General features: G+C 38.5%; 15 protein-coding genes and 1 tRNA gene. 1 reads left to right on the forward strand and 15 read right to left on the reverse strand.

Annotated features, from left to right (window positions below; translation table 11 throughout):
• Positions 1–303: 303 nt before the first annotated feature.
• From H5116_RS04255 to H5116_RS04310, 12 genes are all read right to left on the reverse strand, one after another.
• A complete protein-coding gene (locus H5116_RS04255) occupies positions 304–3267 on the reverse strand; it encodes a TonB-dependent receptor (RefSeq protein ID WP_182715632.1) in 2964 nt (987 codons plus the stop codon).
• 524 nt (positions 3268–3791) lie between these two features.
• On the reverse strand, positions 3792–6824 hold the full coding sequence (locus tag H5116_RS04260) for a TonB-dependent receptor (protein WP_058154912.1): 3033 nt from the start codon (positions 6822–6824) through the stop codon (positions 3792–3794).
• 325 nt (positions 6825–7149) lie between these two features.
• Entirely contained in the window at positions 7150–9882 is a 2733-nt protein-coding gene (locus H5116_RS04265; protein ID WP_182715633.1) for a poly(beta-D-mannuronate) lyase, read from the reverse strand.
• 449 nt (positions 9883–10331) lie between these two features.
• A complete protein-coding gene (locus H5116_RS04270) occupies positions 10332–11294 on the reverse strand; it encodes a class 1 fructose-bisphosphatase (RefSeq protein ID WP_182715634.1) in 963 nt (320 codons plus the stop codon).
• On the reverse strand, positions 11291–12373 hold the full coding sequence (gene fbaA, locus H5116_RS04275) for a class II fructose-bisphosphate aldolase (protein ID WP_002962276.1): 1083 nt from the start codon (positions 12371–12373) through the stop codon (positions 11291–11293). The genes H5116_RS04270 and fbaA overlap by 4 nt, the downstream gene beginning before the upstream one ends.
• Positions 12374–12387: 14 nt before the next feature.
• Positions 12388–13005, reverse strand: coding sequence for a bifunctional 4-hydroxy-2-oxoglutarate aldolase/2-dehydro-3-deoxy-phosphogluconate aldolase (gene eda, locus H5116_RS04280; RefSeq protein ID WP_058154918.1), 618 nt, complete (start codon positions 13003–13005; stop codon positions 12388–12390).
• A 229-nt stretch (positions 13006–13234) separates the two neighbouring features.
• A complete protein-coding gene (locus H5116_RS04285) occupies positions 13235–14167 on the reverse strand; it encodes a sugar kinase (protein ID WP_039489409.1) in 933 nt (310 codons plus the stop codon).
• A 74-nt stretch (positions 14168–14241) separates the two neighbouring features.
• Entirely contained in the window at positions 14242–15549 is a 1308-nt protein-coding gene (locus H5116_RS04290) for an MFS transporter (RefSeq protein WP_002962964.1), read from the reverse strand.
• 2 nt (positions 15550–15551) lie between these two features.
• Positions 15552–15896 carry a cupin domain-containing protein gene (locus H5116_RS04295; protein WP_002962963.1) on the reverse strand — a complete coding sequence of 115 codons (345 nt, stop codon included), beginning with the start codon at positions 15894–15896 and terminating at the stop codon, positions 15552–15554.
• 5 nt (positions 15897–15901) lie between these two features.
• A complete protein-coding gene (locus tag H5116_RS04300) occupies positions 15902–18118 on the reverse strand; it encodes a heparinase II/III family protein (RefSeq protein WP_182715635.1) in 2217 nt (738 codons plus the stop codon).
• Positions 18119–18123: 5 nt separating this feature from the next.
• A complete protein-coding gene (locus H5116_RS04305; protein WP_182715636.1) occupies positions 18124–20382 on the reverse strand; it encodes a polysaccharide lyase 6 family protein in 2259 nt (752 codons plus the stop codon).
• Between the two features lie 147 nt (positions 20383–20529).
• Complete coding sequence (locus H5116_RS04310) at positions 20530–21408, reverse strand: NAD(P)-dependent oxidoreductase (protein ID WP_002962960.1); 879 nt, start codon at positions 21406–21408, stop codon at positions 20530–20532.
• A 625-nt stretch (positions 21409–22033) separates the two neighbouring features.
• Between H5116_RS04310 and gloA the strand changes: the two genes are divergently transcribed.
• Entirely contained in the window at positions 22034–22435 is a 402-nt protein-coding gene (gene gloA / locus H5116_RS04315; RefSeq protein WP_024594782.1) for a lactoylglutathione lyase, read from the forward strand.
• Between the two features lie 284 nt (positions 22436–22719).
• Here gloA and H5116_RS04320 read toward each other — a convergent pair whose 3' ends face one another.
• The 3 genes from H5116_RS04320 to H5116_RS04330 form a co-directional block, all read right to left on the reverse strand.
• On the reverse strand, positions 22720–22986 hold the full coding sequence (locus tag H5116_RS04320) for a DksA/TraR family C4-type zinc finger protein (protein WP_002962957.1): 267 nt from the start codon (positions 22984–22986) through the stop codon (positions 22720–22722).
• Between the two features lie 243 nt (positions 22987–23229).
• A complete protein-coding gene (locus H5116_RS04325) occupies positions 23230–26097 on the reverse strand; it encodes a pitrilysin family protein (RefSeq protein ID WP_058154926.1) in 2868 nt (955 codons plus the stop codon).
• Positions 26098–26380: 283 nt separating this feature from the next.
• Positions 26381–26456 (reverse strand) — tRNA-Glu (locus H5116_RS04330).
• Positions 26457–26491 lie beyond the last annotated feature (35 nt).

Here is a 26491-nt window from a genome sequence, read left to right on the forward strand (position 1 = left end):
GAAAATTACGCTAGAACTAGGCAAAAATTTTTGTATCTAGTTGTTCTAAATAAAAAATTTTTAACGACGTTATAGTGCAATTTAATTCGTTAAATTGATCAAAGATTTATGCAGGTTGGTATAATTACTGGTGGCAGTGTCGCAAGACATTGCCGCTGTAACGGTATTGATAAGTAAAATACAAAGTGGAATAAATCATTTTTGTAAATGTTAACTAATTATAGTTAAAAAAAAGCAAGCCAGGTGGCTTGCTTTTAGCGTCTTTAAATACACACACTTATAGACTCGATTTAACTATAACCTTTAAAATCTATAGCTTGCGCCAAATGTAATACGGCGGTCTGTAATACCTTGGAAACAAAGTAAAGCACCTTCGTTTACACAAGACTGGCTAACTTCTGACTCAGTTAAGTTAACGGCTTCAATACCGATATTTAGCTGATCGTTCACATCATAACTTATGCTGGCATTAAGCTGCCCTCTGTCTTCTTGTACAACAGGGAAACCCCATGGGAAGCTTGAAGTGCTACCAAAGTCAGTTGAACGGTACCCTTCGCGCCACGTGTAACGCGCTCGAGCAGATAGACCGTATTTCTCATAGTAAAATGTGATGTTATATGCGTTTTCTGACAGATCAATGAGTGATTGCTTAGCACTGATGTCTGCATCCGGGTTACCGGTTGTTAATGCAAAAACAGCATTTGCACGACTCGTTGCGGTGTCAAATGATTCACCACCAGAAAATTCTTGATAGGTGTAGTTAGCAACAACACCAAAACCTGATGCCCAGCCTAGCTCTTTTTCAAAATTTGATAAGTCGTATTGAGCTGCAAGCTCGATGCCTTGCTGTGTTGTTTCGCCAGAATCATTAATAGTAGTTTGTGTTGGTACACATAACCCTACACCAGCATCTGGGCCAAATACGTTTATGTCAGCAATTGGGTTAAATATGCCGCCGCCTTCACATTCAGGACCATTTGTATCGCGAAAGCCTGTGTTTGGGTCTTCAAATGGGTCAACTTGCTGTGTAACGTGCAAATCGCTACGTGTTTTATGAAAGTACCCCACACTTAATAAAGCAGCGGGTGCAAAATACCAATCAGTGGATATATCGAAAGAGGTTACTTCTTCTGGCTCTAAGCCTGAGTTACCTATTGAAACTGCACTATTAGGGCTGGTGCCAAACGTAACGGATGTAGATAGGTCATCAAAATCTGGGCGTCTGATATCTTTTGACCAACCTAGACGAACAATCACATCTTCACTTACATTCGCGGCTAAATTAAATCGTGGTAAAAAGAAATCGTAATCACCTTTTGACGTTACTTGAGTCACCAGTTCGTTGCCACTTCCATCTTGAGTAACAGAGTTACCTAGCGATGTAACTTCAGTCTCTAAATAACGTAAGCCAAAGTTACCGCGAAACATGCCATACTCAAAATTAGCTTGTGCATATAAGGCATGTGTTTCTTCTTCAATATCAAAAAACGCATTTACTTGAGACGTTGGTGAACTTATTGGACCACGATCAGAACCTGTTATTGCATTATTAGCTTCAATCGCTTGGTTAAGTGCTGCTAATACAGCTTGTGGATCAGAGGATGCAAGCTCTGGGTTTATAAGTAAGAAATCACGAATATAAAGTGCTCGCCCATCACCATCATTAAAGTTATCTGGGCCCGCTGTTAATAATTGTGCAAATAAATCACCCGTTGGGCTATCAGCCATATTTCTTAAACCAACGTTAGAGCGAACTTGATCCGACATACTGCTCGTTTTACTGTAGCGGTAACCAAAATCGACTGACGTTATTACATCATCTAAGTAATATGTAAAATCTGTACGAAACGCATCTTCTGTATTTTCTGACTCATCTTGCCCTTGGTTTACGTCACGTAGAACAACATTTGCAGGGTCGAGTAATTGAGCCATTGTTGGTGCGTTTGCCTCCCCCGTTGCAATACCAAATGTAAGTGCATCACCTGTAAGATCATACTCAAAAGGAGTCCCGTTTTCATTTGACGAATTAGTAGCGACATTTGGATTTATAAAATTAAGCGTTGTATTAAAGCTTGGTGTAGTTGAATCAGAACGAGAGGTTGAGGCTTCAACACTTGCAAATAATCTATCGCCTTGCCATTCGCCCCCTATTCTAAATATTTTGCTTTTTGTTATGCGTGAATTAGTATCACTAGAAAAACGTAAATTAGGATCGCCACCACCGTCTTCAACCGGAATAACGCCTCTTACGGCCGCTTGTATGCTGCCTAGGTTTTGTCCGTCAAGAGAACCAAAATTAACTGTTTCAAATTCACTCGGTATTGATACATTTCTAAGATCACTTAGGCCAGATGCTTGTACTCTTGAGCTTTCTTGGCGGCGCTCTTGATCGTTAACAACTGCATCAAAAAAGAATTTCATATTATCGTTTGGTGCATATTCAAATGTACCTGCGAAGTTTTTTGTCTCGTATTCGTAATTATCGTAATCTTGAATCAAAAATTGTACTGGTAGAAAATCAAACGATTGTGCACTTGCAGCACCACTATCAGCGGCTATCGAATTATCTCTATCAGCACGAGGACGAAATGCGGTTACGTCTTGCTCACTGTAACTACCACTAAATACAACACCAAACTTACCGCCAGAATCAAGCTCCCAGTTATCACCCCAAGCACCCGATACCCTAGGAGTAACACCATCTGTTGATAAGCTACTATCTTCACCTTGAACTCTAATTGAGCCTAGAGTTTCATTTAACTGTAACGGGCGAATTGTTTTAAGGTTTATTGTTGCGCCCACAGAGCCTTCGATTGTTTTTGCTTCAGGTGACTTAATTACTTCTACACCGGAGATGATTGCAGCTGATACATCTTCAAAACTAATGCCACTTCGCCCAGACCCTGAGCCAACTGTTGATACGCCGTTCACTTCTGTACGATTGGCATTGGTACCACGAATTTGAACACCTGTACCTACCCCTGCTTCACGGGTAATTTGAATCCCTGTTACATTTTCAAGTACTTCTGCGAGGTTTTGATCTGGTAGCTTACCAATATCGACAGCCTCAATAATCTCAACAAGGCTATCTGCTGAACGCTTTTGTGCAAGCGCATTTGTAAGCGATTGTCGAATGCCTGAAACTTCGATAACCTCAAGATCGTCTGCAGCTTTTTTTGGAGCTTCTTGCGCCTGTGTAGACAAAGACATACCAAGTGCGGTTGCCGATATAACTGCCAGTGTAATTTTAGATAACTTGTGACTCATAGTTTTTTTCCTGTGTGTGTGAAATGCTATGTTTAACCAGCTACTTTATTGTTTTTATTAAAAGCCCTTAATTATTACAAACCCTTAACTTTATATTTACACCCAACTATAAAAAGGTCAACCTTTTGGTAATAAATTTAGATCAAATATTATGCAATATGTTATTACCAAAATAGAAAAACTTAACTAACCTATAATTTAAAATCATAAAGTAGATTTTAAGTTATTGTTATTTATTGATTTTAAATTTAATTAGAAATTGAGCTGTTAATTACAAGGGTTAAAAGAGTTATCGTTTTAAAAATGAAATAATTTAGGAAGGAGAAACCGATGATGTTGGGCGTGCTGAATAAATGGCATTATTGGTTAACCAATTTGGTTTTGAGTCAAGAAGCGTTTATTAGAAAGCGAGCTGTGTTGAGTACTATTTATTAGCGCTATTGAAAATATAAAATTGAAGAATTTAGGGATCAAAAAAAGGCGGTAAAACCGCCTTTTTAATGAGATTTAATGTTTAACTATTATTACAGCTTGTAGCTTAAACCTAAGAATAAGCGTGGGCCGTAGTCATTCACTTCACCTAAGTTTCCTTCAACAAAGAAATCTTGTGATTTAGGTGCGCTGAACAAGTTAATTGCTTCTGCTTTAACTCTAAAGTGCTCATCAATTTTGTATGATGCGCGCATTTCCCAAACGCCTACAGAATCAACATAACGAAGTCGAGTACCATTTGTAGTATATGGTTGGAAATACTCACTACGATATTTGTAAATAACGGCAGTATCAAACCCACCAATTTGGTAGTACAGCTGGCTGCTAAATACATGCTTTGAGAAGCCAGGTACTGAAGCTGACTCAACAATACCGTCAGTTAATTGTGTAGTATTACCGTCTACATCAGTAACAAACGTATCGCCGTATAAGCTATCTTGGAACTCAAAGTCAGTGTCTGCATAGTTGTAACCAAATTTCATACCGATGCCATTATCCCAGCGGTAAGAAAATGAAGCTTCAAGACCTAATATTTCACTGTCCTCGTCTGATGTAACAGAGTTAGTAATTGGTAATGAAACAGTTTCACCGGCAACAGTAAAATCTTCAATTACTGTTTGTTGTTGAAAACCACCGTTGAACTGTTTGTAGTATAAGCTTAACGCTAAGATTGAATCTTCGTTAGGGTACCATTCAAATGCAGCATCGTAGTTCCACGACATAAGCGGTTGAGTATCTGGGTTACCAGAACCATTTACACCCACTAATAAATCGCTGATTGAAGTTGCTGTACCTTCTGTATCTTCTTGGAATGTACGGCTATAACCTAAATTAGATGGATTTGCGCGTGACATACCACGGTATATACCTGCTCGGAATAAAATATCTTCGCTGTAATCAATAACTAGGTTAAAGCTTGGTAAATACTTAGTGTAATCGCCACCACTTTTTATTTTATCCAGTGAACCGTTATCAGACTCAACTAGAGACAGTACACCGGTATCACTTGTTACAACATCAAAGCTATTTCTAAAACCAATCGAAGTTACATCTGTGTCTACAATACGAAGACCAAAGTTACCGCGAATGAATTTGCCAAACATTTCAGTATCGTAGTTAGCCATTAAGTACACTGATGTTGTTTTTTCTGTTACATCAATTGTACCTGCATTTTCATATTCCACTTCTGGGTAAGCAAACACACCATCAGCGTTAGAACCAGCTACAGCTTGTGAGAAACATACGTTGTCGTATGTAGCCCATGATGAACCTGTACCGCTAGCTACAACGTTACCGTCGCTATCAATATTTGTTACGATATCACCATCAGATACACTCGATAAAAAGCCTGATTCAGGGAAATCGATTTGACAACCTTGTAATACGTCAAGCGCTTCAGTACCAGAGTCTAGTGTAAATTCGTTTCTTGAACCGTTACCTTGGCTACCACCATACTGTAGGAAGGTCATTTCAGATGTTCTAATACCACCTTGAATACTTGTAAAAACGTTGCCATCTAGCGCATAGTCAAAATCTAGTCGCGCTGAGATAACTTCGTTTTCACGAACATTTTCACGGTCAAGTCGTGTTCTTAGGCTATCTGTAAAGTTTGAAATATCTGTTACGTCAAAATCTGTCAGTGTGAAATGAGGAATTTCATCGCCCATATCCCAAGAAAAGAAATTGCGACCTGATGTTCTACCACGGTTAGATATTTGAAGTTCTTCACGTTCAGTTTTTGAATACGCTAAATCTAAGTCAACAGTTAATCTATCGGTAACTGTATGTTCTATATTTATGCCGTAACCTTGGTAGTTTTCTTCACGAGAAAATTGCTCACCTGCTGATTCAATACGCTCTTCACCTTCCCAATGTAAAATACCGCCTACATCGTTAGTTACAAGTGTTGGACCGGTTACACCTGGTGTTGCACGTTTTTGTAAAAAGATTAAATCGTGGCGTGCTTCTTGTTGTGTTCTATCTGAAATTTGTGCATCAAAGTTAACATCCCAATCAGCTGACGGTTGGTATTGCAGTGCAAAAAATACTGCATCACGTTCATCTGATGTCTCGTTTTGGCGAAAGCTTCGGCTACTGCCAGTCCAAGCATACGGAGTACCATCACTTACTGCTTTACCTGTTTCTGGATCGATTTCTGTATCGTAACCTTGGTTGCTACTGCCATTAACTTGGTCTTCACAGTCGCCTGCGCTGCTACGATAAAAACCTTCATTGGTATTAGTCGGATCGTTTAAACACGCCCACAATGAAGAACCTGATGGGCTAGAACTTCTGTATTCAGCCTCTGGTTGACTAATTTCTTGGCGCTGCACACCAAAAGACACACCAACGGCTTGGCCGTTATCAAATTCAAACTGATCAACATAACTAAACGTGCCACGGTAACCCGCGTCACTTTGCAGCGAGTTATCTACATTACCTTCGTCTGGGTTGTAATTTAATTTAACCTCAGCTGATACACGTTGTTTGCCAAAATCAAGTGGAGTTATAGTTTCAAGTGCAATAACACCTGCAACACCACCTTCAATCATTGAGGCATCTTGCGTTTTATATATCGCTACTTTTTTTACAAGTTCAGAAGGGAACTGCGAAAAGTTAACTGAGCGGTCACCACTACCATTAGTCGCTTCACGACCATTAATGTGTGTTGCACTTAAAAATGGACCAAGACCACGGATAGTGATTTCTGTAGCACCACCGTTTTCACGGTGAGATGCAGCACCTGTAATTGATTCTAGTGCTTCGCCGATTGACAGTGCTGGTAAATCACCAATATCTTCAGATGACAGGCCATCAACTACTGTTGTTGCTTCACGTTTAATTGCTATTTGATCTTGTATCGTTCTACGTGTACCTGTAACACTAATTATTTCAACGTCTTCTTCAACTTCTGTCGCTTTTCCCTGATCTTCCTGTGCGCTTGCTGTAAATACGCAAGAACTTGCCATACCTGCGATGACCGCTGTTCTTACCCATTTTGCAACTGGGCGCATTGCAAACTGCCCTGTTGTAGAATTATTGTTATCTCGTGACTTCAACGACATTTGAATTCTCCGCTGGTTGTTGTTGTGTGATTTTAGTGTGTTAGCTTGTTATGCTGATGTATATTTTATGTGACCTTTGATATTAATATACTTAAACCCAGCACGATGATCAACCAATTTGACGCTTTAATATTACCATAAGGTATACCAATTTTAACTTAACGGCATTACCAGTAGGTCAGGCAGGTTTTTTGCTAGAATATAAACAGCTCTAAACTAGTCGATAAATGGGTAATGTAGGTTGAGAAAAGTGTGGTGATTATTAATAAATAATAAAAAAGCCCCAAATTTGGGGCTTTTAAAAGTTAACTGATTAATTGGTTACTTAATCGTTTTGTATTTTCCATGTAGATCCAACACCGACTTCAGATGATTGAATATAATGAAGACCTTTAGCACCTGCCTCTGCCTGAAGGCCTGCAGGGTCAGTTTCTAATAACGTACTTGCTGCTGTAACGTACTCAAGCACTTCTTTACCGTTATTTGCTGGGTCTTGGTCAATTGCACCATCAGTATCGAATGCGCCATTACCATTTAGTTTTCTAATTTCAACCCAGTCACCGCTTGCATCGCCTGATACTCGACTATCCATATAGCCAAAGTTGTTACTTAGCACCGAACTATCATGATTAATTAAGTCACAGTCATATTCAAAAGCATGGTCACTATCAAGTGTATTTGGGTAAAATAGGCCTTGAGTTGTAGCACTGCTGCTTATTGTATCTGCGTCTGTTTGATCACCTAAACCGTTTGCAATTAAATTTCCATTAAAGTTTATAACAAACGCATTTTTGGTCAGCCCATAGAGAACCGGCGCATTCGCTGCGGTTAACTCATCACAATCACTTGTTGGTGCTTTAGAGCCTATTTCCGTACTAAATACAATAGGTTGCTGTGAGTTCAAAACCGTATTGTTTGTTACATTTAGTGTAAAGTCGCCAGCCGCATCAAGTACAGCTTGGTTACCCGAGTTTGGCACACCGCCATCAGCTTGTGAAAATGGGTTAGCTGTAAATACAATACCGCCCGCTTCTTTATTACCAGAACGAATACCAGCAATGTAGTTGTTACTCACGGTGTGACCAAGTGGTGTAATCAATACCCCAGCAGGTCTATCGCTTGAGCTTGCAATATCTGTAGTACGAATAATAATGTTGTCTGTAACACTATTAAACCCACCATCTTCTAATGAAATACCACCATTAGGATTTATGATTGTATTGCCTTTGATGGTTGCGCCAGAAGTTTGCACTCGCATTAAACGACGACCCGTTACAAAGTTTTCTACGCGGTTATACTGAATAGTAAAGTTTGCGTTATCAGCTGCACCACTACCCGTTGTACTACCAGCATTGATTAAGTATAAACTTGATTGATCAAAGTTTGGATTATCACTGTCACTAAATAAATTATATTGAATAACGTGATCAGAGCTTGATGATGATATTTTTATCACAGACCCTTTTTCTGCTACATTTCGATTAGAGAATGTATTTCGCTCAACCAACGCACTTTGACCTTTTATCATCAGCCAATGGTATTCAGAGTTATTGAGTGTAGCTTCTTCTCCATCCATCGTGTTTTGCGAAAAAGTAAAGTTATCCCCTTCTGAGTAAATAACAGCACCTTCTTCGGTTTCACAAAATGCACCCGCTTTAGTATCTATATTCTTAAAGGTAAGCCCTGTTAACCCAGCGCCATCTACTCCAGCAGCTACATGCACACATACTTCACCACTAAGTACAGGAGTTTGACCTTCTACAGCGCGAAGCGTGACTGCACTGGTTAATAAAATTGCGTCCATATCAGCATAAACACCCGTGTTTAAACCAATAACATCACCGTCAGCTAAACCGCCACTTATAGCACCAAGGAGTGCTTCAGGGTTACTAACTAATTGTGTGTAAACCAATGTATCAAGTGAGTTTGTAACCTCACTCGCAAAGCCATCATTATCTGTATACGTGGCTTTTACTGACATTATTGAGCCAGCGTAATCAGAAGGTGTAAATGTTTTACTATTGCTCCCAGCTATTTCAACGCCATCAGCAGACCAAGTATAAGTAACGTTAGCCTCTTCAACGCCGTTGTTATCAGTTATCTCAGCGGTTAACTCGCCATTTGTTAAATAAGGCACTACACCCATAATGGCTACGCTACCGGCTTCGTCAACCGCAACAGCAGAAACAGCAATTGTTTCCTCTGATGTATTATCCTCGATAAACCCATTATCATCTGTATAAGCAACCTGAACACTTACCTTTTGACCTAAAAGTGATGCATCAACTGTAAAGGTGCTCTCTATTGCGCCATCTATCTCTTGTGCGTCAGCAAGCCATTGATAAGTGATATCTCCTGTCGCCCCATCGGTATCATTAATTTCTGCTGTTAAAGTATTTCCAACAGTTGGCGTGCCGCTAATTGTAACTTCGCCTTCTGAGTTTGTTCGTGCGACAACCTCTGTACCGGCTGAAGTTACAGACTCGTTAAACCCACGGCTATCTTCAAAAGATGCACTAACTGTAATAACTGTACCAAACTGTGCGTCTGTTAACGTGAGCGTTGAAAGTGCTTCATCAGCAATTTCTAAGTCATCTGCAAACCATTTATAAGTTACTGTATCGCCATCAAAGCCATTGTCGTCAGCTACATTAGCAGTTAGTTGCGAACCAACTAGTGCGTCACCTGTAATAGTTAAACTTGCAGGAAATGCGATTGCGGCAACATCTGCGGTTGGTTCTGTAATATGCGATTCATTAATACCGCCATCATCGGTATAAAGCCCTTGAACTGTAATTGGTAACCCTATCTGATCGTCAGTCAATGTAAATGAAGCGCTATTTGCACCAGCAATTGCCTCACCATCTGCATACCAGTAGTAAGTCACGTCACCTGAGATACCATCAGGGTCACTAACTTCAGCTGTTAATGTTTGTCCGCTTGTAACAGTTCCACTAAGAGCAATAGAGCCCAAGTTGTTGTCATTGTTGTTTGAGTTTGTGTCACAACCAACGATTGCTGCTGCAATAGCGCATAGCGCAAAATGTTTGAATTTCATGGTGGCTCTATTCTCCAAATTTATAGTTTTAATATTTGGTTATCTATTGTGTGTGTTACCAAATAAATCATGTAATTATTACCAAATTCATTTGAGTTGCAAATGAATTGTTAACCAACTTGGTAATATAACCACAATAAAATAAGTTTTTCCACTATCGCCACCTAATTAAATAACAATAAATAAACACCAAGTTAACCTCGGGCTTTTATTGTTGGTTAAGAATTGAATTCAATTGTGAAAAATAACGTTGAAGATACATAGCGTTATAGTAAAAACTTAGTTTTATATAGGGTTTAGTAAGTAATATTATTTAATATATGTGAAGTATTCTTATTTGAAGACAATAAGAAAAGAAGTGAGTTTGTATAAAGAGGATGATTTACAAAGAGAATTAAAATTAAAGGTAAAAAGGGGCAATTTTCTTACCCCTTTTTTTGAGTGCTGTTTTATAACATGGCGTTATTATAAAACTCTACAGGCTCATTTGAACCCAAAGCTACAGGCACACGCTGGTGCAAGCTAGTGGGCGCAATATCTAAAATTCGCGCTCCTCTAGAGGTTGCTTTACCACCTGCGTTTTCAACTAAAAGTGCTAACGGGTTTGCTTCATAAAGCAGTCTTATTTTTCCGTTATCGTTACCACTGCGTTTATCTTGTGGATACAAAAATAACCCGCCTCGGCATAAAATACGATGAACGTCACCTACCATCGCTGCATTCCAACGCATTGAGCTTTTTTCAAAGCTTTCACAGGTGTATAGCAATTTATCAAAATACACTTGTGTTGGTTCGTCCCAGTAACGATAGTTAGCCATATTTACGGCAAATTCGCGACTTTGTTCTGGCACACTTAACTGCTTGTTTGTCAGTAAGTAACCGCCATGTGTTGAATCTAACGTATAACAACGCGTAGGACCGCCAGTACTCATTACAAGTAATGATGAAGGGCCGTATAACACATAGCCTGCACACACTTGATTTACACCGGGCTGACTAAATTGCTCGTCGCTATCAAAAGGAACATCATCACGGGCTAAGTAAATAGTAAATATAGTGCCTATTTGCCCATTAACATCAATATTAGAAGAGCCATCTAACGGGTCAAAAGCAACAATAAACTTACCTTCAGGGTGGCCACCTACCGCATGATCTTCTTCCTCTGATGCAACAGATCGTACACAGCTATCATCAAGTAGGATGTCTTTAAGTAGTTGGTTTGCGATTACATCAAGCTTTTTTTGAACTTCACCTTGAACGTTTTCATTCAGAGTTGACCCTAAAACACCGGCTAATTCACCTTGGCTTACTCGAAAAGCAATTTCTTTACTGGTCGCTAAAATTGTGCGAATAAGTAAAATAAGATCGGTATCTACACCGTCTTCTTTCAATACTGTATTTAATCTTTTCATGCGCTATACCTGTTTACACAATTTAGATCGTCAAAGCATTGCTCTAGCCTTGCAACCATACTTTGCTCTGAATGACGCAACCATACACGAGGGTCATAGTATTTCTTGTTTGGCTTATCATCCCCGTCAGGGTTACCAATTTGCCCTTGTAGGTATGCTTGCTTGTCTTTGTAGTAATCTAAAATACCTGTCCAACACGCCCACTGCGTATCGGTATCAATATTCATCTTCACTACGCCATACGTTAAAGACTCTGCAATTTTACTGTACTCAGAACCACTACCACCATGAAAAACAAAGTTAATTGAGTTGCTTGGTAGATTAAATTTTTCTGATACGTAAGCTTGTGAATCTTTTAAAATAGTTGGCGTAAGAACAACGTTACCCGGTTTATATACACCATGAACATTGCCAAAAGAGGCTGCAATTATAAAGTTAGGGCTAATACGACTTAAGCGTTCGTAAGCAAATGCAACATCTTCAGGCTGAGTATATAAAGCAGAACTATCTAGGTGTGAGTTATCAACACCGTCTTCTTCGCCACCCGTGCAACCAAGCTCAATTTCAAGCGTCATACCTATTTTTGCCATACGCGTTAAGTAACGTTCACAAATTTCGATATTTTCTTCTAAAGGCTCTTCTGACAGATCAATCATATGTGAGCTAAACAATGGTTTGCCAGTCAGTTCAAAGTGTCTTTCACCTTCATCAAGCAAACCATCAATCCAAGGTAGTAGCTTTTTAGCTGCGTGATCAGTGTGAAGCATCACTGCTACTTCATAATGTGCTGCCACTGAATGTACATACCTTGCAGCACTTACCGCCCCAAGCACAGCTGATTGTTGCTCTGGTAAAGATAAGCTTTTACCACAAAAAAATTGTGCTCCACCATTAGAAAGCTGAATAATAACGGGCGAGTTTTTCTTTTTAGCAGCTTCTAGCGTCGCATTAATAGATGTTGTACTAACAACATTTACCGCTGGCAACGCATATTGATGTGTACGTGCATGCTCGTACACAGCACTTACTTCATCGCCAACGATTACGCCTGGTAGTATTGTTGGGGCTAAATAATTCATTTATGAAATCCTTTCTATTTTAAAGCCTGGATACAAGAATCAGTAATTGCTTGCCAATTTTCTTGTTCAACCCATTCTTTTTTCGCTATCCAAGTACCGCCAACGGCGAATACATTATTTAAAGAAAGATAGTCCATTTTGTTACTTTCGCTAACGCCACCTGTAGGACAAAAGCTGACTGCTCTAAATACTGACGACACAGCTGACACAAAAGGAGCGCCACCAGCAAGCGATGCTGGGAATAATTTTTGCTCTTCAAAGCCATATTCAAGCGCCATTAAAATATCACCGGTGTTTGATACACCAGGAAGTACCGGCACATTACATTTAGCAAGTGCTTCAAGTAACGTAGGAGACACCGCTGGGGTTACAATAAAATCAGAACCCGCTTCAAGTGCTTGCTCCAAAATATCAGTATTGATGACTGTTCCCGCACCTACTTTTAGCTCAGGCACCTGTGCTTTAATAGCTTTTAATGCCTCTATTGATGCCTCTGTTCTTAGCACTACTTCAACTAAAGTAAGCCCAGCATTGGCCATAGCTTTCGCTATTTGAACACCTTGCTCTGGAGTATCTGCTTGAATTATAGGTAGCAGTGTTTGTCCTGCCATAAGTTCAGAAAAGCGAGTCATAACGTTGTTCCTTTATAAAAAGTAATGCGGCCGAGGTATGGCGGCCTTTAATGTTTAATTATTTTGTTATACCAATTGCATTAAATTAATGAGCTATTATAGCGACAAGAAAATAGCTCAATAACAAGGCTAAAATTATGATACATAGTTGCTCTATATAAATAATTTTTAACGTAGTTAGTGAGTTATTTAATACGCTAAGGTGATCATGTTTTTAATAAAATTGGTATCAGATCCCAGCTTCAGCCATTGCTAGCTGAAATATATCTTTTGGAGCAATAGCACCTGGTTGCTGTATAACAGTCCCTGCCGCTTTTGCAGCAAGTTGTACAGCACTTGAAATTGATTTGTCAGATAAACGTGCACCTAAGTAAACACCGTTAAAGGCATCGCCTGCGGATGTCGTATCTACAACATTTGTTACCGGTATTATAGTGTGGCTTTGAAGCGTATCGCCCTCTTTTGTCACTACCGATTCAGGGCCATTTTTAACAACAATTTCTTCAATTTGGTAAGGCTTTAAATATTCAACTACTGCTTCTACGCTATGAACGTCATAAAGTGTTGTTAAATCTTCAACGCCTGGTAGGGTAATATCTGCAAACGTAAAGGCTAAATGATACTGCTCTTTTGTTTCCTCTACACTATTCCACAAACGTGCTCTGTAATTAGGATCAAAAACGATTTTAACCCCAGCATCTTTAAGCTGCTTTACCACTTTCCAAAAGTCTTCACGTGCACTTTCTTCAATTATTGCTAATGAAATTCCTGAAAAGAAAAACATATCACCTTGGCTAAGCTGCTCGAGTGCATCAGCATCTAAAAAATCAACAACCTTTTTAGCTGCAGAATCATTGCGCCAATAAATAAAGCTACGCTCACCATGCTCATCAGTTTCTATGTAGTACATACCAGGTACTTTGGTGTCGTGAGCAAATACAAGTTGCGTATTTATTTGTTCACTTTCAAAGCGTTCTAGCATTTTTTTACTTAAATTATCTTGACCTAAAGCCGTAACAACCGAAGTAGTAACCTGCGGGAAGCAACGTTTTAAATACACTGCAGAATTATAAACATCGCCTGCAAATGATTGGTGCAGTGTTGCCGCGCTCATAGCTCTAAGCTCGACCATGCATTCACCGATAAAGTAAATATTTTTCATCTTGGAAGTTACCCTATGTAGTTAACTGCTATGCACTTATACAAAATATGTTGGCATAGCAGTTATTATCTAGATTATTGAGGCTTTTTAAGAGGTTCTATTTTTGGAATTAAAATCCAAACAGCTGCCATTGCTATGATGGCTAAAGAAGCACCAATTACAAATGCTGGTGTGTAGTTACCATCAGCAGTAAGAAAAGGTACTAACGATGTAAGACCTACAGCACCAAGTTTTGCCGCCATACCAGAAAAACCTGATAATGTACCCACTGCTTTTTTTCCTAACAAATCACTTGGTAGTGTTTGCACGTTACCAATTGCAGTTTGAAAACCAAATAAGATAACAGCCATAATTAGTACTGCTGTTGTTGGTCCGCCTGGATTTGCCATTGCAAGTAGCGCTGGTAACATAATTAAACAACCCAGCGTAATAGTAAGCTTACGTGTTTTGTCTGTATTCCAACCTGCTTTAAGCCTGTTTTGTGCCAATAAGCCACCAAACCAAGCACCAAACATAGCGCCAACATAAGGTACCCAACCGTATATACCAATAGATTTAACATCCATGCCGTATACTTCGTTTAGGTAAATAGGGATCCAAAAAACAAATAACCACCAAATTGGGTCAATTGCGGCAGAGGCAATGATTACACCCCAGCTTTGCTTACGAGAAAGTAACTCAGCAGTTGTAGGGTTATATTCCTCTTCGTCTTCACCAGTTACATCACCGTTGTCATCAACACGTCTTTGACCCGTTAAGATATATTCACGTTCTTCGGCAGTAAGCCAAGGATGTGAGCTAGGCGGTGCTTTAACTAAAATTAACCATGGAACTAACCAAAGGAAACCTAATGCACCAACAAAAACAAACACCATTTGCCAGCTAAAGTAGATAGTTAAATAAGCAATTAAAGGAATAGCAATAATGCCACCAATTGCGGCGCCAGAGTTAAAAATACCCTGTGCTAAAGCACGTTCTTTAGTAGGGAACCATTCTGCGTTACCTTTAGCTGCACCAGGCCAGTTACCGGCTTCTGCTACACCTAAGATTGCGCGAAAAATACTAAGACTAAGTACACCTTGTGCAAATGCATGCGCAACGGTTGCAATAGACCAAACACCTATTGATAGTACAAAACCGAAGCGTGTGCCCACCCAGTCAAATATTTTACCAAAGATTGCCTGACCAAATGCATAAGCAAATACAAACACAATAGAAATATTAGCGTATATTTGTTTGCGTTCTAGCGCTGATTCATCAGGAAATAAATCTTCAACAATGTCCGGCCAAAGCACACTAAGTGCTTGGCGGTCGATATAGTTAATAATGGTAGCTAGCGCTATTAGCGCTATAACCCACCAACGTAAGCCTTTAAGTTGCATAATTAATCCTCAAGAAAGTCTTCACGCGCTGGGCTAAAAGTATCAATCAGGATTCCGCCTGTTGGGCAGGTAGCTCCATGATCAGCAAATGGTGGGATTAAGCAGCTATCACCCGGTTTTAAGATTTTAGTTACGCCATCAATGTTAAAGTGAAACTCACCTTCAACAACATACGTTACTTGAGAATGTCTGTGAGCATGGTTATAACCAATAGCCCCTTTCTCAAACCAAATTTTAACAGCCATTAGCTCTTCGTTATAACCTAGCATTTGACGTTTTAGACCATTTCCTAAGTCTTCTATTTCGGTCTCGTTACCAAATGAAAAGTTTGCGCTTTGCTTTTGCATCCTATTTACTCCTGATTATTGTTCATCATATAAACGCCTAATCGGCCATTTAAAGTGAACTCTTTATTTTGATAATTGAATGTGTTTTTAGCTGATGTTTGTGCTTTATTAATTGCCACTAAATATGAGTTACCTTTAATATCAAGTTCAACAAGTGTTAAATCGCCCTGCTGACTATATTCAAGCTTTGTAACTCGACTAACAGCTTCTAGGGTATATTCTTTACTTGGGTTGTACTCACCATGTGGCTCTAATACAGATATAAACTTATGTTGCTTTTGCCCCTCAACACGACGAATAAAACCATTTTCGTTGCGTAAATTAAAGTGAGGGTCATTTGCGCCTATTTGAGTAAACAAGAAAGACTCATCACCTTTAACCAAGCTCGTTTGCGTATAAAAACGACCATTTTCGTTTAACCACGTTACTTTAGCTAAACCACTTTGAGGTTGCGCTTGAGCTTTAAGCCATAAATGTTGGTAGCCATTTTTAGTACCTAGTGCAGACAGTTGTGCTGCATTTGCTTTTAACTCAAAGCTGGTATCGATAAGCTGACCTTTATAATGCAAAGGCAGGTCAAGCTGATGCGCTTTATTTGCAGCAACATCAAATATATCAAGTGCAACTGTGCTTTGTAGTTCAGGTAAGTTAATAAGTGCAAGCGTACGCTCAAGATCTACGCCTTTATAAGCTGTGCTTATTTCGCCGCTTGAAACCGTGCCGTATTCATTTGTTTCGAAAAAGTTAAGTGTAGGGTAATTACTATTTCCTACTTCAACATTTGCATTAAAATGCGTTGTTTCGTCAACCACTACCGTATTGTGCGCAACAGTGTGTTTTGCGTAAGTTTCGTTTTCAGGTAAATAACGACCGCCGTATTTAGCTTCTACATTTAAAAAACGTGCTGCGCCATAATCAGATACAATTTCATTTCCGTGGTCGTAAAACTGCCATGTTAATTTATCAAAATGACCATGGCCCAAACCTTGTGCAGCAGGTTTAAACAGTAGCGCTTGATCGCCACCTACCTGCGTTCTCATTACAACTAAAGCACCTTGTTTACCGTCATTACCATCACCGAAGGCAACAGATTTAAACGAATAAGGTTTTGCCATGTTGTTATCAAGTGCTTGAGCTACTTTTAGCCCATCACCAGAGAGAATTATTTGGTCTTGTTGCTTAGCAATATCTAAATAACCTGCATCGTTGGTTAAGCCGTACGCTGCCGTTACACCATTTACTAACTCAATGGTATCGATGCCTTTACTTTTTATTGCATCGTTAATTGGGAAGAACAAACCGTTGTAGCTAAGTTGAATCGTCGTATCAATCGCTTTTAATAATATGCCATCGCGATATTCAAAGATTTTTCTTTGTGGTTCGTTGTTTTCAATCGCTTTTGCAAACGTTACAAATGGTAATAGTGCAAAGCGTTGATAGTAAGGACCTTCGTTATAGTAACCTTGTGGTGAAAACAGCATCTCTAGCTGCTTAATAAAGCCACCCTTACCCGATTTTTCTAAATCGTATAATGATTTTTCTACCCACTCAGGTTCGCCTAATACATACCCAGCCATGCCAACACCCGCTGTCGCCCATGTTCCATGGTTATGTACTTTATTAAATGTAGACGGTTGGCCTACAGATGTGAACAACGAAACAGGACGGAGTAAGTCATTCTCGATTGTTTTAATATTATCGGCATTTAACGAGTCATGAATTAGATCATAAGCTTGTATTGTGTACACAAGCCACATTGCTTCATTTAGGCTTTGCCAAAAAAACTTACCTGGATTTTGCGAATCCATTTTACGTTTTGGATGCAGACCAAGCGTTGGGTATAATTTTGCATACTCAAGCAACATATCACGTACATAGTTTGCGTATTTATCATCTTGGCTTAATTGATAAATAATGCCCGCGTTGTACATAAGTTGATAATTTTTCTTATGGCGCTCATGTGTATAACCACCACCGCCATCTTTTGGAACTGGTACAGTGATAGGCTGTGCAATTTGTTCATCTACTTGCGCTTTTAGCGATTCAAACGCAGTAGCAAACTTTGTGCTACCGTTGCTACTAATTGCTTGGCGCATTTGCTTAACATCATCAGTAGTAATCACTAAGTTTGGGTGCGCTGCATGCGCCTCCAGTGATGTAAGTAATGTAATTGCAGCTACAGCAGCTATTTTAAAACGTGTTTGGCATTTTAATAAGTACATAGTATTTACCCTGCCTTATTTAAAATGTTGTTATTTTTTAATACTGCCGTGTGTGGGCCTTTAACTCTTAACTCTTTAACGCTTGGTGCTTTAGTGGCATCAAATGTATTGCCTGAGATTTCAGTTTTAGGCTCGCCTACTGTGTGCTCTACAACAATAGGAGCAGATTTAACAAATTTATTATCTTTAATATTAGTAACCTGAACACCGTGAACATAAATGCTCGCTTGCTCTTTGTTACGCTTACCAAGGCCAACGTTATTAAGCGTGTTATTTGTCATTTCAAAATGAGGACCAAATGTACTTTCATCAGTGCCACCACGGTAAAGCTTAAGTACACCGCCTTCTACATTATTAAATGTATTATTATTTACAATGACGTATTCCGCGTTATAAACACCTAAGTCTTCAATTTCAGTATTTAGACGTAAAATGTCACCTGTTACTGTATTAAAGGTATTACCTGTAACAATAATTTCGTCAGCCATTGCACCTTTACCAGTGATAAAAAAATGGAATGAATGATTAATATCTAAAGCATTTAACTCTGAGTTGGTCATTACAAAGCGGTAATTATCAACCATACCCCATTTTTGCGTACGAACAATGCTGTTACCTATTGCATCTGGCGCGTTTTCACCTGAAATTGATAAACCATCTAGTTTTAAGCTGCCGCCATCATGTATTTCAAACAAGGTAGAGCGTTGAAAAGTAAGTTTAGACTTTGTGTTCTGCTTTGCTTTAATTGTCAACGTTTTATCAATTTTAACCAGTTTAGACACATCATACTGGCCAGGCGCTAGTTCTAGAACATCGCCCGACTCTGCATTATCAATAGCATCTAGTAATGCACTTACATCAGCTTTAACAGAATGTGTCTTACCAGAATCAAAATCAACTAAAGCAGGTACTTTTGCATACCAACTAACACCGGTATCTTCTTTTTTAAGTACTTTTAAATCGCGCTTTGCACCTACATTTAAACTTTTAGAGGTTGGGTAAAGTAGACCATTACTTGCTTTTTCAAGCGTGATTTTTTCTTTTTTTACACCGTACGTTAGCTCAGAAAGCACTTTTGTATCTGCAATGTTGTTACTTAATACTAACCCACTTACATCGTCGAATGTTGTAAATGGCTGTTCACCATCTTGGTTTATGATTAAGTTGTTTTTCATTACGCTATTTTTTGGGGCTGCGCTACGCTCAGCATCGCTACCTGCAGCAAGTTGAATATGACGCACATTTATAAATGTGTTGTTTTCAATCGTCGCATTTTCTACTTGGTGATAACGATTAATAGATGAATTTGGTACGCCGTTCATTACAGTAAAACCACTGCCAAAACGATAGCCTGTTAGGCCTTGTAGGTAGTTATTTCTTACAATTTGATCTTTATTGATAACGCGGATACCACCTGTGTGATCAACACCATTACCAATAAAGATATTTTCTTCTATAAGATTGCCGTTACCATGGCGCAGCGTTAATGTACCGCGCGCTTCATAAAATACGTTATTACGAAGGATGTTTTTACCTGACTTAACCGAAACAATTTCTACTTCACCATCGGTACGTTCAAAGTAATTATTTTCAACCAATGTATGCGAATCAGTTAGTGAGTAATGGCTTGTGCCAATACGCAGGGTTTCACCACCGTTAGAACCAAAAGTTGGACGGTAGCCAAAATAGTTGTTATCTATACGATGATAGTTTTCCTGGCTTGCTTTGGTGTTTAAACGAACAGCAACTGTCACACCTTTATTGCGTTTGCCAACTAAATGACTATGATCAAAGCGGTTATGTTGTCCATATAAGGCAACCCAATAATCAGACTCTCGCTTGTCTGGATTACTGTAATTATCGATTACTGTTTGAGTAACTCGTGAATTGTAGGCTAATTCATTTTTATTTTTACGAAATTCTATTACAGCTGAGCTCGGTGTGTAGCCGTCTTTAAATACTAAACCAGAAGCTTCAAGGTATTTACCTGCAAGTCTTAGATTAGATTGACCTGATAGAATTACTTTTCCGTTAGTTTCAGCGGTTAATATAATAGGAGAGTTTTTTGTACCTTGGCCTTCAAGTAAAATTTCGAAGTCAGACCAAGTACCATTTTTAAGTACTACTTTGTCGCCAGCAACTAGATTAGCTGCGATATCATTAAAAGCTTGTTTATTTTCTATAAAATAATCTTTGGCCGCTACTTGTGTGGATATGCAACCGATGAGAACTAGACTAAGCTTTATTGTATTAATCAAACGCATAGTTAACTCTTTTTCGTTGTGACTGAAAGTAGTGCTTCATCAGAATTAAAAAAAGCTGACATTGCACAAAGACTTTAGTCAATTGGTGTCATGTGTGTTAAAGCGCTTTAAGTTAAAGCTCAAAGCGCTCAATAAGGTCGAGAAGTATTACTTTTCTAACTTTTTGAAGTAATCAAAAATTTCAGGAACGTTACCTTGACCCATACCAGCGTCAAACGCTGCTTGTAGGTTAGCTGATGAACCTTCAGCGATTTTTGATTCAGTACCTAGGTCTTCTACCATTTGTAGGAAGTAGCCTAAATCTTTGTTTGCATTAGCAATCGAGAAACCAAGGTCGCTAACATTATCAACTGCATAGTTTTTACAAAATTGCATAAATGGTGAGTTAGATGGGCCAGTCGACATAATGTCGAAAAGTTGTTGACGGTCAACACCAGCAAGCTCTGCCACTGCAAATGCTTGTGACATAGCACATACTGTCGTCATGCCCATGAAGTTGTTGATAAGCTTAGTTGTATGACCTGCACCTAGCTCGCCAAGATGGAAAACGTTTTCACCTTGATCTTCAAGTACTGGTTTAACTTTATTGAATGTATCAATATCGCCTGCAGCCATAATGTTTAAAAGACCGTCTTTAGCATGTGCTGGTGTACGACCTAGTGGCGCGTCGATCATGCCTGCGCCTTTAGCTGCTAAATCAGCACCAATTTTTTTAGTAGATGATGGGATAGAAGTACCAAAATCAACTAATACTGCACCTTCTTTAATACCCGCTAGGATACCGTCTTCTGCGTAAACAATTTTTTCTACAACGGCAGACGTTGTAAGACAAAACATAACAATATCTGAACCTTCAGCTAGCTCTTTTGCAGTGCTTGCTGTTTTTGCGCCTCTAGCAACACATGCTGCAACCGCATCTTTGCTAAGGTCCATAACAATTAGCTCATAGCCTTTGTTTTGTAAATTTTCGGCCATGTTGCCGCCCATTAAGCCTAAGCCGATGAAACCGATGACTGGTTTTGACATGAATAACTCCTAAATATGTGGCGCATACTTTTATAAGAACAAGTAAAATTTACTCTATAAATACGCTGTGTCTTTTGTTTCAATTTGTAGAGTAACTTTAAGCTTGAGTTATTTATAAATTAACCTGTGCAAAACGTAACTCTGATTAATTACCAATACATTGTACTCACTCAAACCAAGCAACTTACCAATTGGTATGCAAAAACTGTATTACCATACGACTTTTTTGTCAACCAATAAGTTAACCAAGCAAACGCCACATTTTTAAAAATTACACAAAAATTAATTTAATATCCTATTAAAACAAATGGTTATATATCAACAGCACAATTAAGCAAAGGTTAACTTTTGTTGAACAATCAGTAACTTTTTTTATACTAATAGGTTGACCAATAATTGAGTACTGGTTATTTAAACATCCAAAATTTAATAAAATGATTCATTAATTGGTAATTTATAAAGGTCGAACTCAAACTGTTTTAAGCCCACTCTCATATTAAGGTTGTGATTTATATGTAATGCCTACATATATGGCTAATACATATAACCCCCCTAAAACGCGCTTGATAATAGCGCTTAGTTAAAAATACTCTTAACTTTGAATAAATAACTAAAGGAACTAAAAATGCGTTTATTACATACTATGCTTCGTGTAGCGGATTTGGATAAATCAATTGCTTTTTATACTGAAATATTAGGTATGAAAGAATTACGCAGAGCTGATAACAGTGAATACAGATACACTCTTGCCTTTGTTGGATATGGCGACGAAGCAGATAACACAGTATTAGAGCTAACTTATAACTGGGACGAGGATAGCTACGACCTAGGTAATGGATATGGTCATATTGCTATTGAGTTTGATGATATTTACAAAGCATGTGCAGATATTAAAGCTGCTGGTGGCAATGTAAGCCGTGAACCAGGGCCTGTAAAAGGCGGTACTACTGAAATTGCTTTTGTAAAAGACCCAGATGGCTATGCAATTGAGTTAATTCAGAAAAAAGAAGACATGAGTAAATTTTAAATTACTTAACAACTAATTCAAGTTATAACAATTTGCTTAATGCCAATCTGCTTATATATGGGGTCTATTTAACGTTAAAAAAATTACGCTAGAACTAGGCAAAATTTTTGTATCTAGTTGTTCTAAATAAAAAATTTTTATCGACGTAATAGTGCAATTTAATTCGTTAAATTGATCAAAGATTTATGCTGGTTGGTATAACTATGGAGAGGTTTAATTTTATATATAGTTCAAATGGTTATGCAGATTGGTATTAAATAAAAGGTGCTTTGCAGCACCTTTTTTTAACGCAACTGACTATCTTTACTACCACGCCTATTAAACGATTTAGCGCTGGCACCATTACCTTCTATTGCAGCTTGGCATGCAACACAGTAGCGAACTCCTGGTAGCGCGAGCCTTCGTGCTTGTGGGATTTTTTCATCGCACTCGTCACATAGCTCAGCACTTGCACCAGATATTAAATTGCTTCTTGCATACTGTACGGCGTCGTTAACACTTGCATCAATTTGATCTTGAATTGCACCGTCTCGTGCCCATCCACTTGCCATAAATCCTCCTAATAAAGTTGGATGTTTAAATTTATGCTACCAAATTGAATCTTTATAAGTACTGAATAATAAAGCTAGGAATGGGGTGTTATTTGAAGGCTTCAACTATAAAACTATATTTTATATCTAAAGAAAGACGCTGTAGTTGCTCCCTGTAATCTACTTTCAAAAAGATCAACACTCTAAAATCAGGCAAAAAAAAGCAGCTAAAAAAGCTGCTTTATAATTCCAATTATTTAAATATTAAAGGCTGTAATCAACAACCTTCATGCCTAATTTTTCAAGCTCTGGGCGAAGTGTTTTAGCATCACCCACTACTAAATAAATCATATCTTTAGTGTTTAAGTGTTTTTTAGCTAAGGCGTTAACTTCTTCTTTGCTAATATTGCTAACAATCTCATTTCTTTCTTTTACAAAGCTAGGTTTTAAATCGAACTCTAATATTTGTGCTAAAAAGCCAAGTTTTGCATTAGGCGTTTCGTATTTAAGCGCATCTTTTTGATTGATAGCTTTACGCATAAACATAAGCTCTTCATCCGTGACACCGTTTTGAGCATAGTTATTAAGCTCATTAGTAAACTCTGTAATAGACGCTGCAGTAGAGTCGGCTCTCACCGCTGCAGAAGCTGTAAAGCCGCCTGATGTTTTATCACCCCAAAAACGAGAGCGAGCACCGTAAGTGTAGCCTTTATCTTCTCGTAAATTTAGATTGATACGGCTGTTAAACGTGCCACCAAATGCAAAGTTCATTAAGTTAGCTTTAAAAAACTCACCAGTAATGTCTTCAACCATATCGCGTTTACCAATACGAATTTCTGATTGAGGGGCATCTGGTTTATCTACAAGATAAATGACATTAGTTTCGACTTTAGGTTCGCTGAAATCAACAGTAACTGGGCTCGATTTACCTTGCCAGTTTGCAAGTGTAGCTTTAACCTTTGGCTCAATTGTTGACTCTTTTAAATCAGAAACAATAATGACTTGCGCGCCTTGTGGTTTAAAGTTTGCGTTATAAAAAGCTTTAACGTCATCTAATGTAATAGCCTCAATACTATTAAGCGTTCCAGTACTTGGAAGTGCAGCTATATTGTCGCCATATAGTAATTTGCTGTATGTATTAGATGCTAAATACCCTGCATCCTTCATTGAATGTTGAATATTTTGAATGATTTGCTTTTTATTACGCTCAAAGTCATCGGCATTAAATGCTGGTTTAAATAATTTCTCTTCAACAAGCTTTAGCGTTGCATCTACATTTTTAGTTAAGCTAGAAACATACACATTTGTATGTGTTTTGTCTGAGTAGATACTTACCTGGCTACCCAGTTTTTCAAGCGCGTTACTCATTTGCTCTGTAGTATAGTTTTGCGTTGACTCGCTCATTAACGATGCAGTCATTGACGATAAACCCACTTTACTAGCTTGCTCATTATACAAGCCACCCGGAACTTTAATGAAAATAGCGGTGGTTGGCGTTTCTGTACTTTGCGTACCTAATATTTTAATACCGTTTTCGGTCTTAGTTTGCCAAAGAGAAGGAACATCAACAGCAGGATTTGCGCCGGCTACAGGGTGAATACTTCGATCAAATGTATCAACAGCTCTTCGTGCTACTAAATCATCAGCTGAAGTTGTAGATGGACCTCCAAAATCATGCGCTTTAGGCGTAAAGTTATCTGGGGCAGCTATAAGTTGAGTTTGACCTTCTGGCACAACACTCATAATAACGGCAGATTTACCTTTGATATATTGATTAAAAACACGCATAACATCAGCTTTTGTAACTTTGTTATAACGTGCAATCTCATCTTTAGCTGAGTTTGGGTTACCTGTAAACGTTTCAGATGCGGCTAGTTGAGAGACTTTTCCTGATACGCTTTGCAGACCAAAAATTGCACCTGACTCTATTTTAGCTTTTACTTTATCTAAATCATCTTGTGTAACGCCACGCTCTTCAAATTCAACAAATGAATCACGAATGATTTTTTCCATATCAGCTAACGTTTTCCCTGCTGTAGGATTTGGTAAAGCATAAAGACTAATTGAACACGCTAACTCTTGGCATGGATGATTTGCACTTGCTTGAACAGCAAGTTGAGTTTTAACTAGGTTTTTGTATAGTAGTGAATTATTACCTCCACCTAATATTTCAGCAAGTATATCAAGAGGTGCTTCATCTTCAGAGCGAGCATAAGTCGTTGGGAAACTCATACTTAATAAAGGTAAGTGAACCTTATCTTCCATTGAAATATATCTATCAGCATCTAGTATTACAGCTGTTTTTTCAACTTTAGGTATTTCAGGACCTTTTGGGATTGGTGCAAAGTATTTAGTAACTAATGGCAGTATTTCATTAGCGTTGATGTCACCACCAATGGTAAGCGTTGCATTATTTGGTCCGTACCATTTTAAAAAGAATGCTTTTAAATCATTTACATTTACGCGATTTAAATCGTCCATAAAACCAATTACAGGCCATGAATATGGATGGCCGTCTGGATACATCGCTTGAGCAACACGTTCACCTAAACGACCATAAGGGCGATTATCAACACGTTGGCCGCGCTCATTTTTTACTGTTTCGCGTTGTACTTCAAATTTTTCTTGGGTTACAGCATCGAGTAAAAAGCCCATTCGATCAGCTTCTAGCCACAACATCTTTTCTAATTGATTTACAGGTACTGTTTCAAAATAATTTGTTCTATCAGAGTTAGTAGTACCATTTAAAGTACCGCCTGCTTCAGATATTATTTTAAAATGTTCCTCATCAGCAACATTCTCTGATCCTTGAAACATCATATGCTCAAAAAAGTGAGCAAAGCCTGACTTACCCAACTCTTCGCGAGCAGAACCAACGTGGTATGTTACATCAACGTGTACTAAGGGATCTGAATGATCCTCATGCACAATTACAGTTAAACCGTTATCTAGTTTATATTTTTTATACGGTATGTTGATTTCACCTGCATTAGATTTCACTGATTCAATAAGTGTAACGCCAGGAATTGATGTTTCTGTAACAATATTTTTATCAACAGCTTGAGTTGAGCTATTACATGCAGCCAACCCTGATGCAAGTAAAACAGCAAGTGCAATTTTTGTGAGTTTCATTTTTTAGTCCATATTTAAATTAACTCAATGAGTTTAAAGACTAATTAAAAGTACAACAAGGAATATGGAGCGATTATGGGTTTGGTTTTGTAACAAAGTGTAAATAGATTGATATAAAAATGAAGTATAAAATGAGGGTATTAATTTGTGTTTTTATTCAAATAACACTGCACTTTCCTATCTAAGTAGTAAATGACATATCTAAGAGATTGGTACTCTTGATAACGTCGTGCATAGAGAGTGCGGTGTCACACTGCTTTACACAATACTTAAAATAAGTAAGTGGCGTCCCCAAGGGGATTCGAACCCCTGTTACCGCCGTGAAAGGGCGGTGTCCTAGGCCTCTAGACGATGGGGACACATAAATGTGTCACTAGGACAACTGAATTTTTAG

This window comes from Pseudoalteromonas sp. SG45-2 (assembly GCF_014164115.1).
Lineage (GTDB): Bacteria > Pseudomonadota > Gammaproteobacteria > Enterobacterales > Alteromonadaceae > Pseudoalteromonas > Pseudoalteromonas distincta.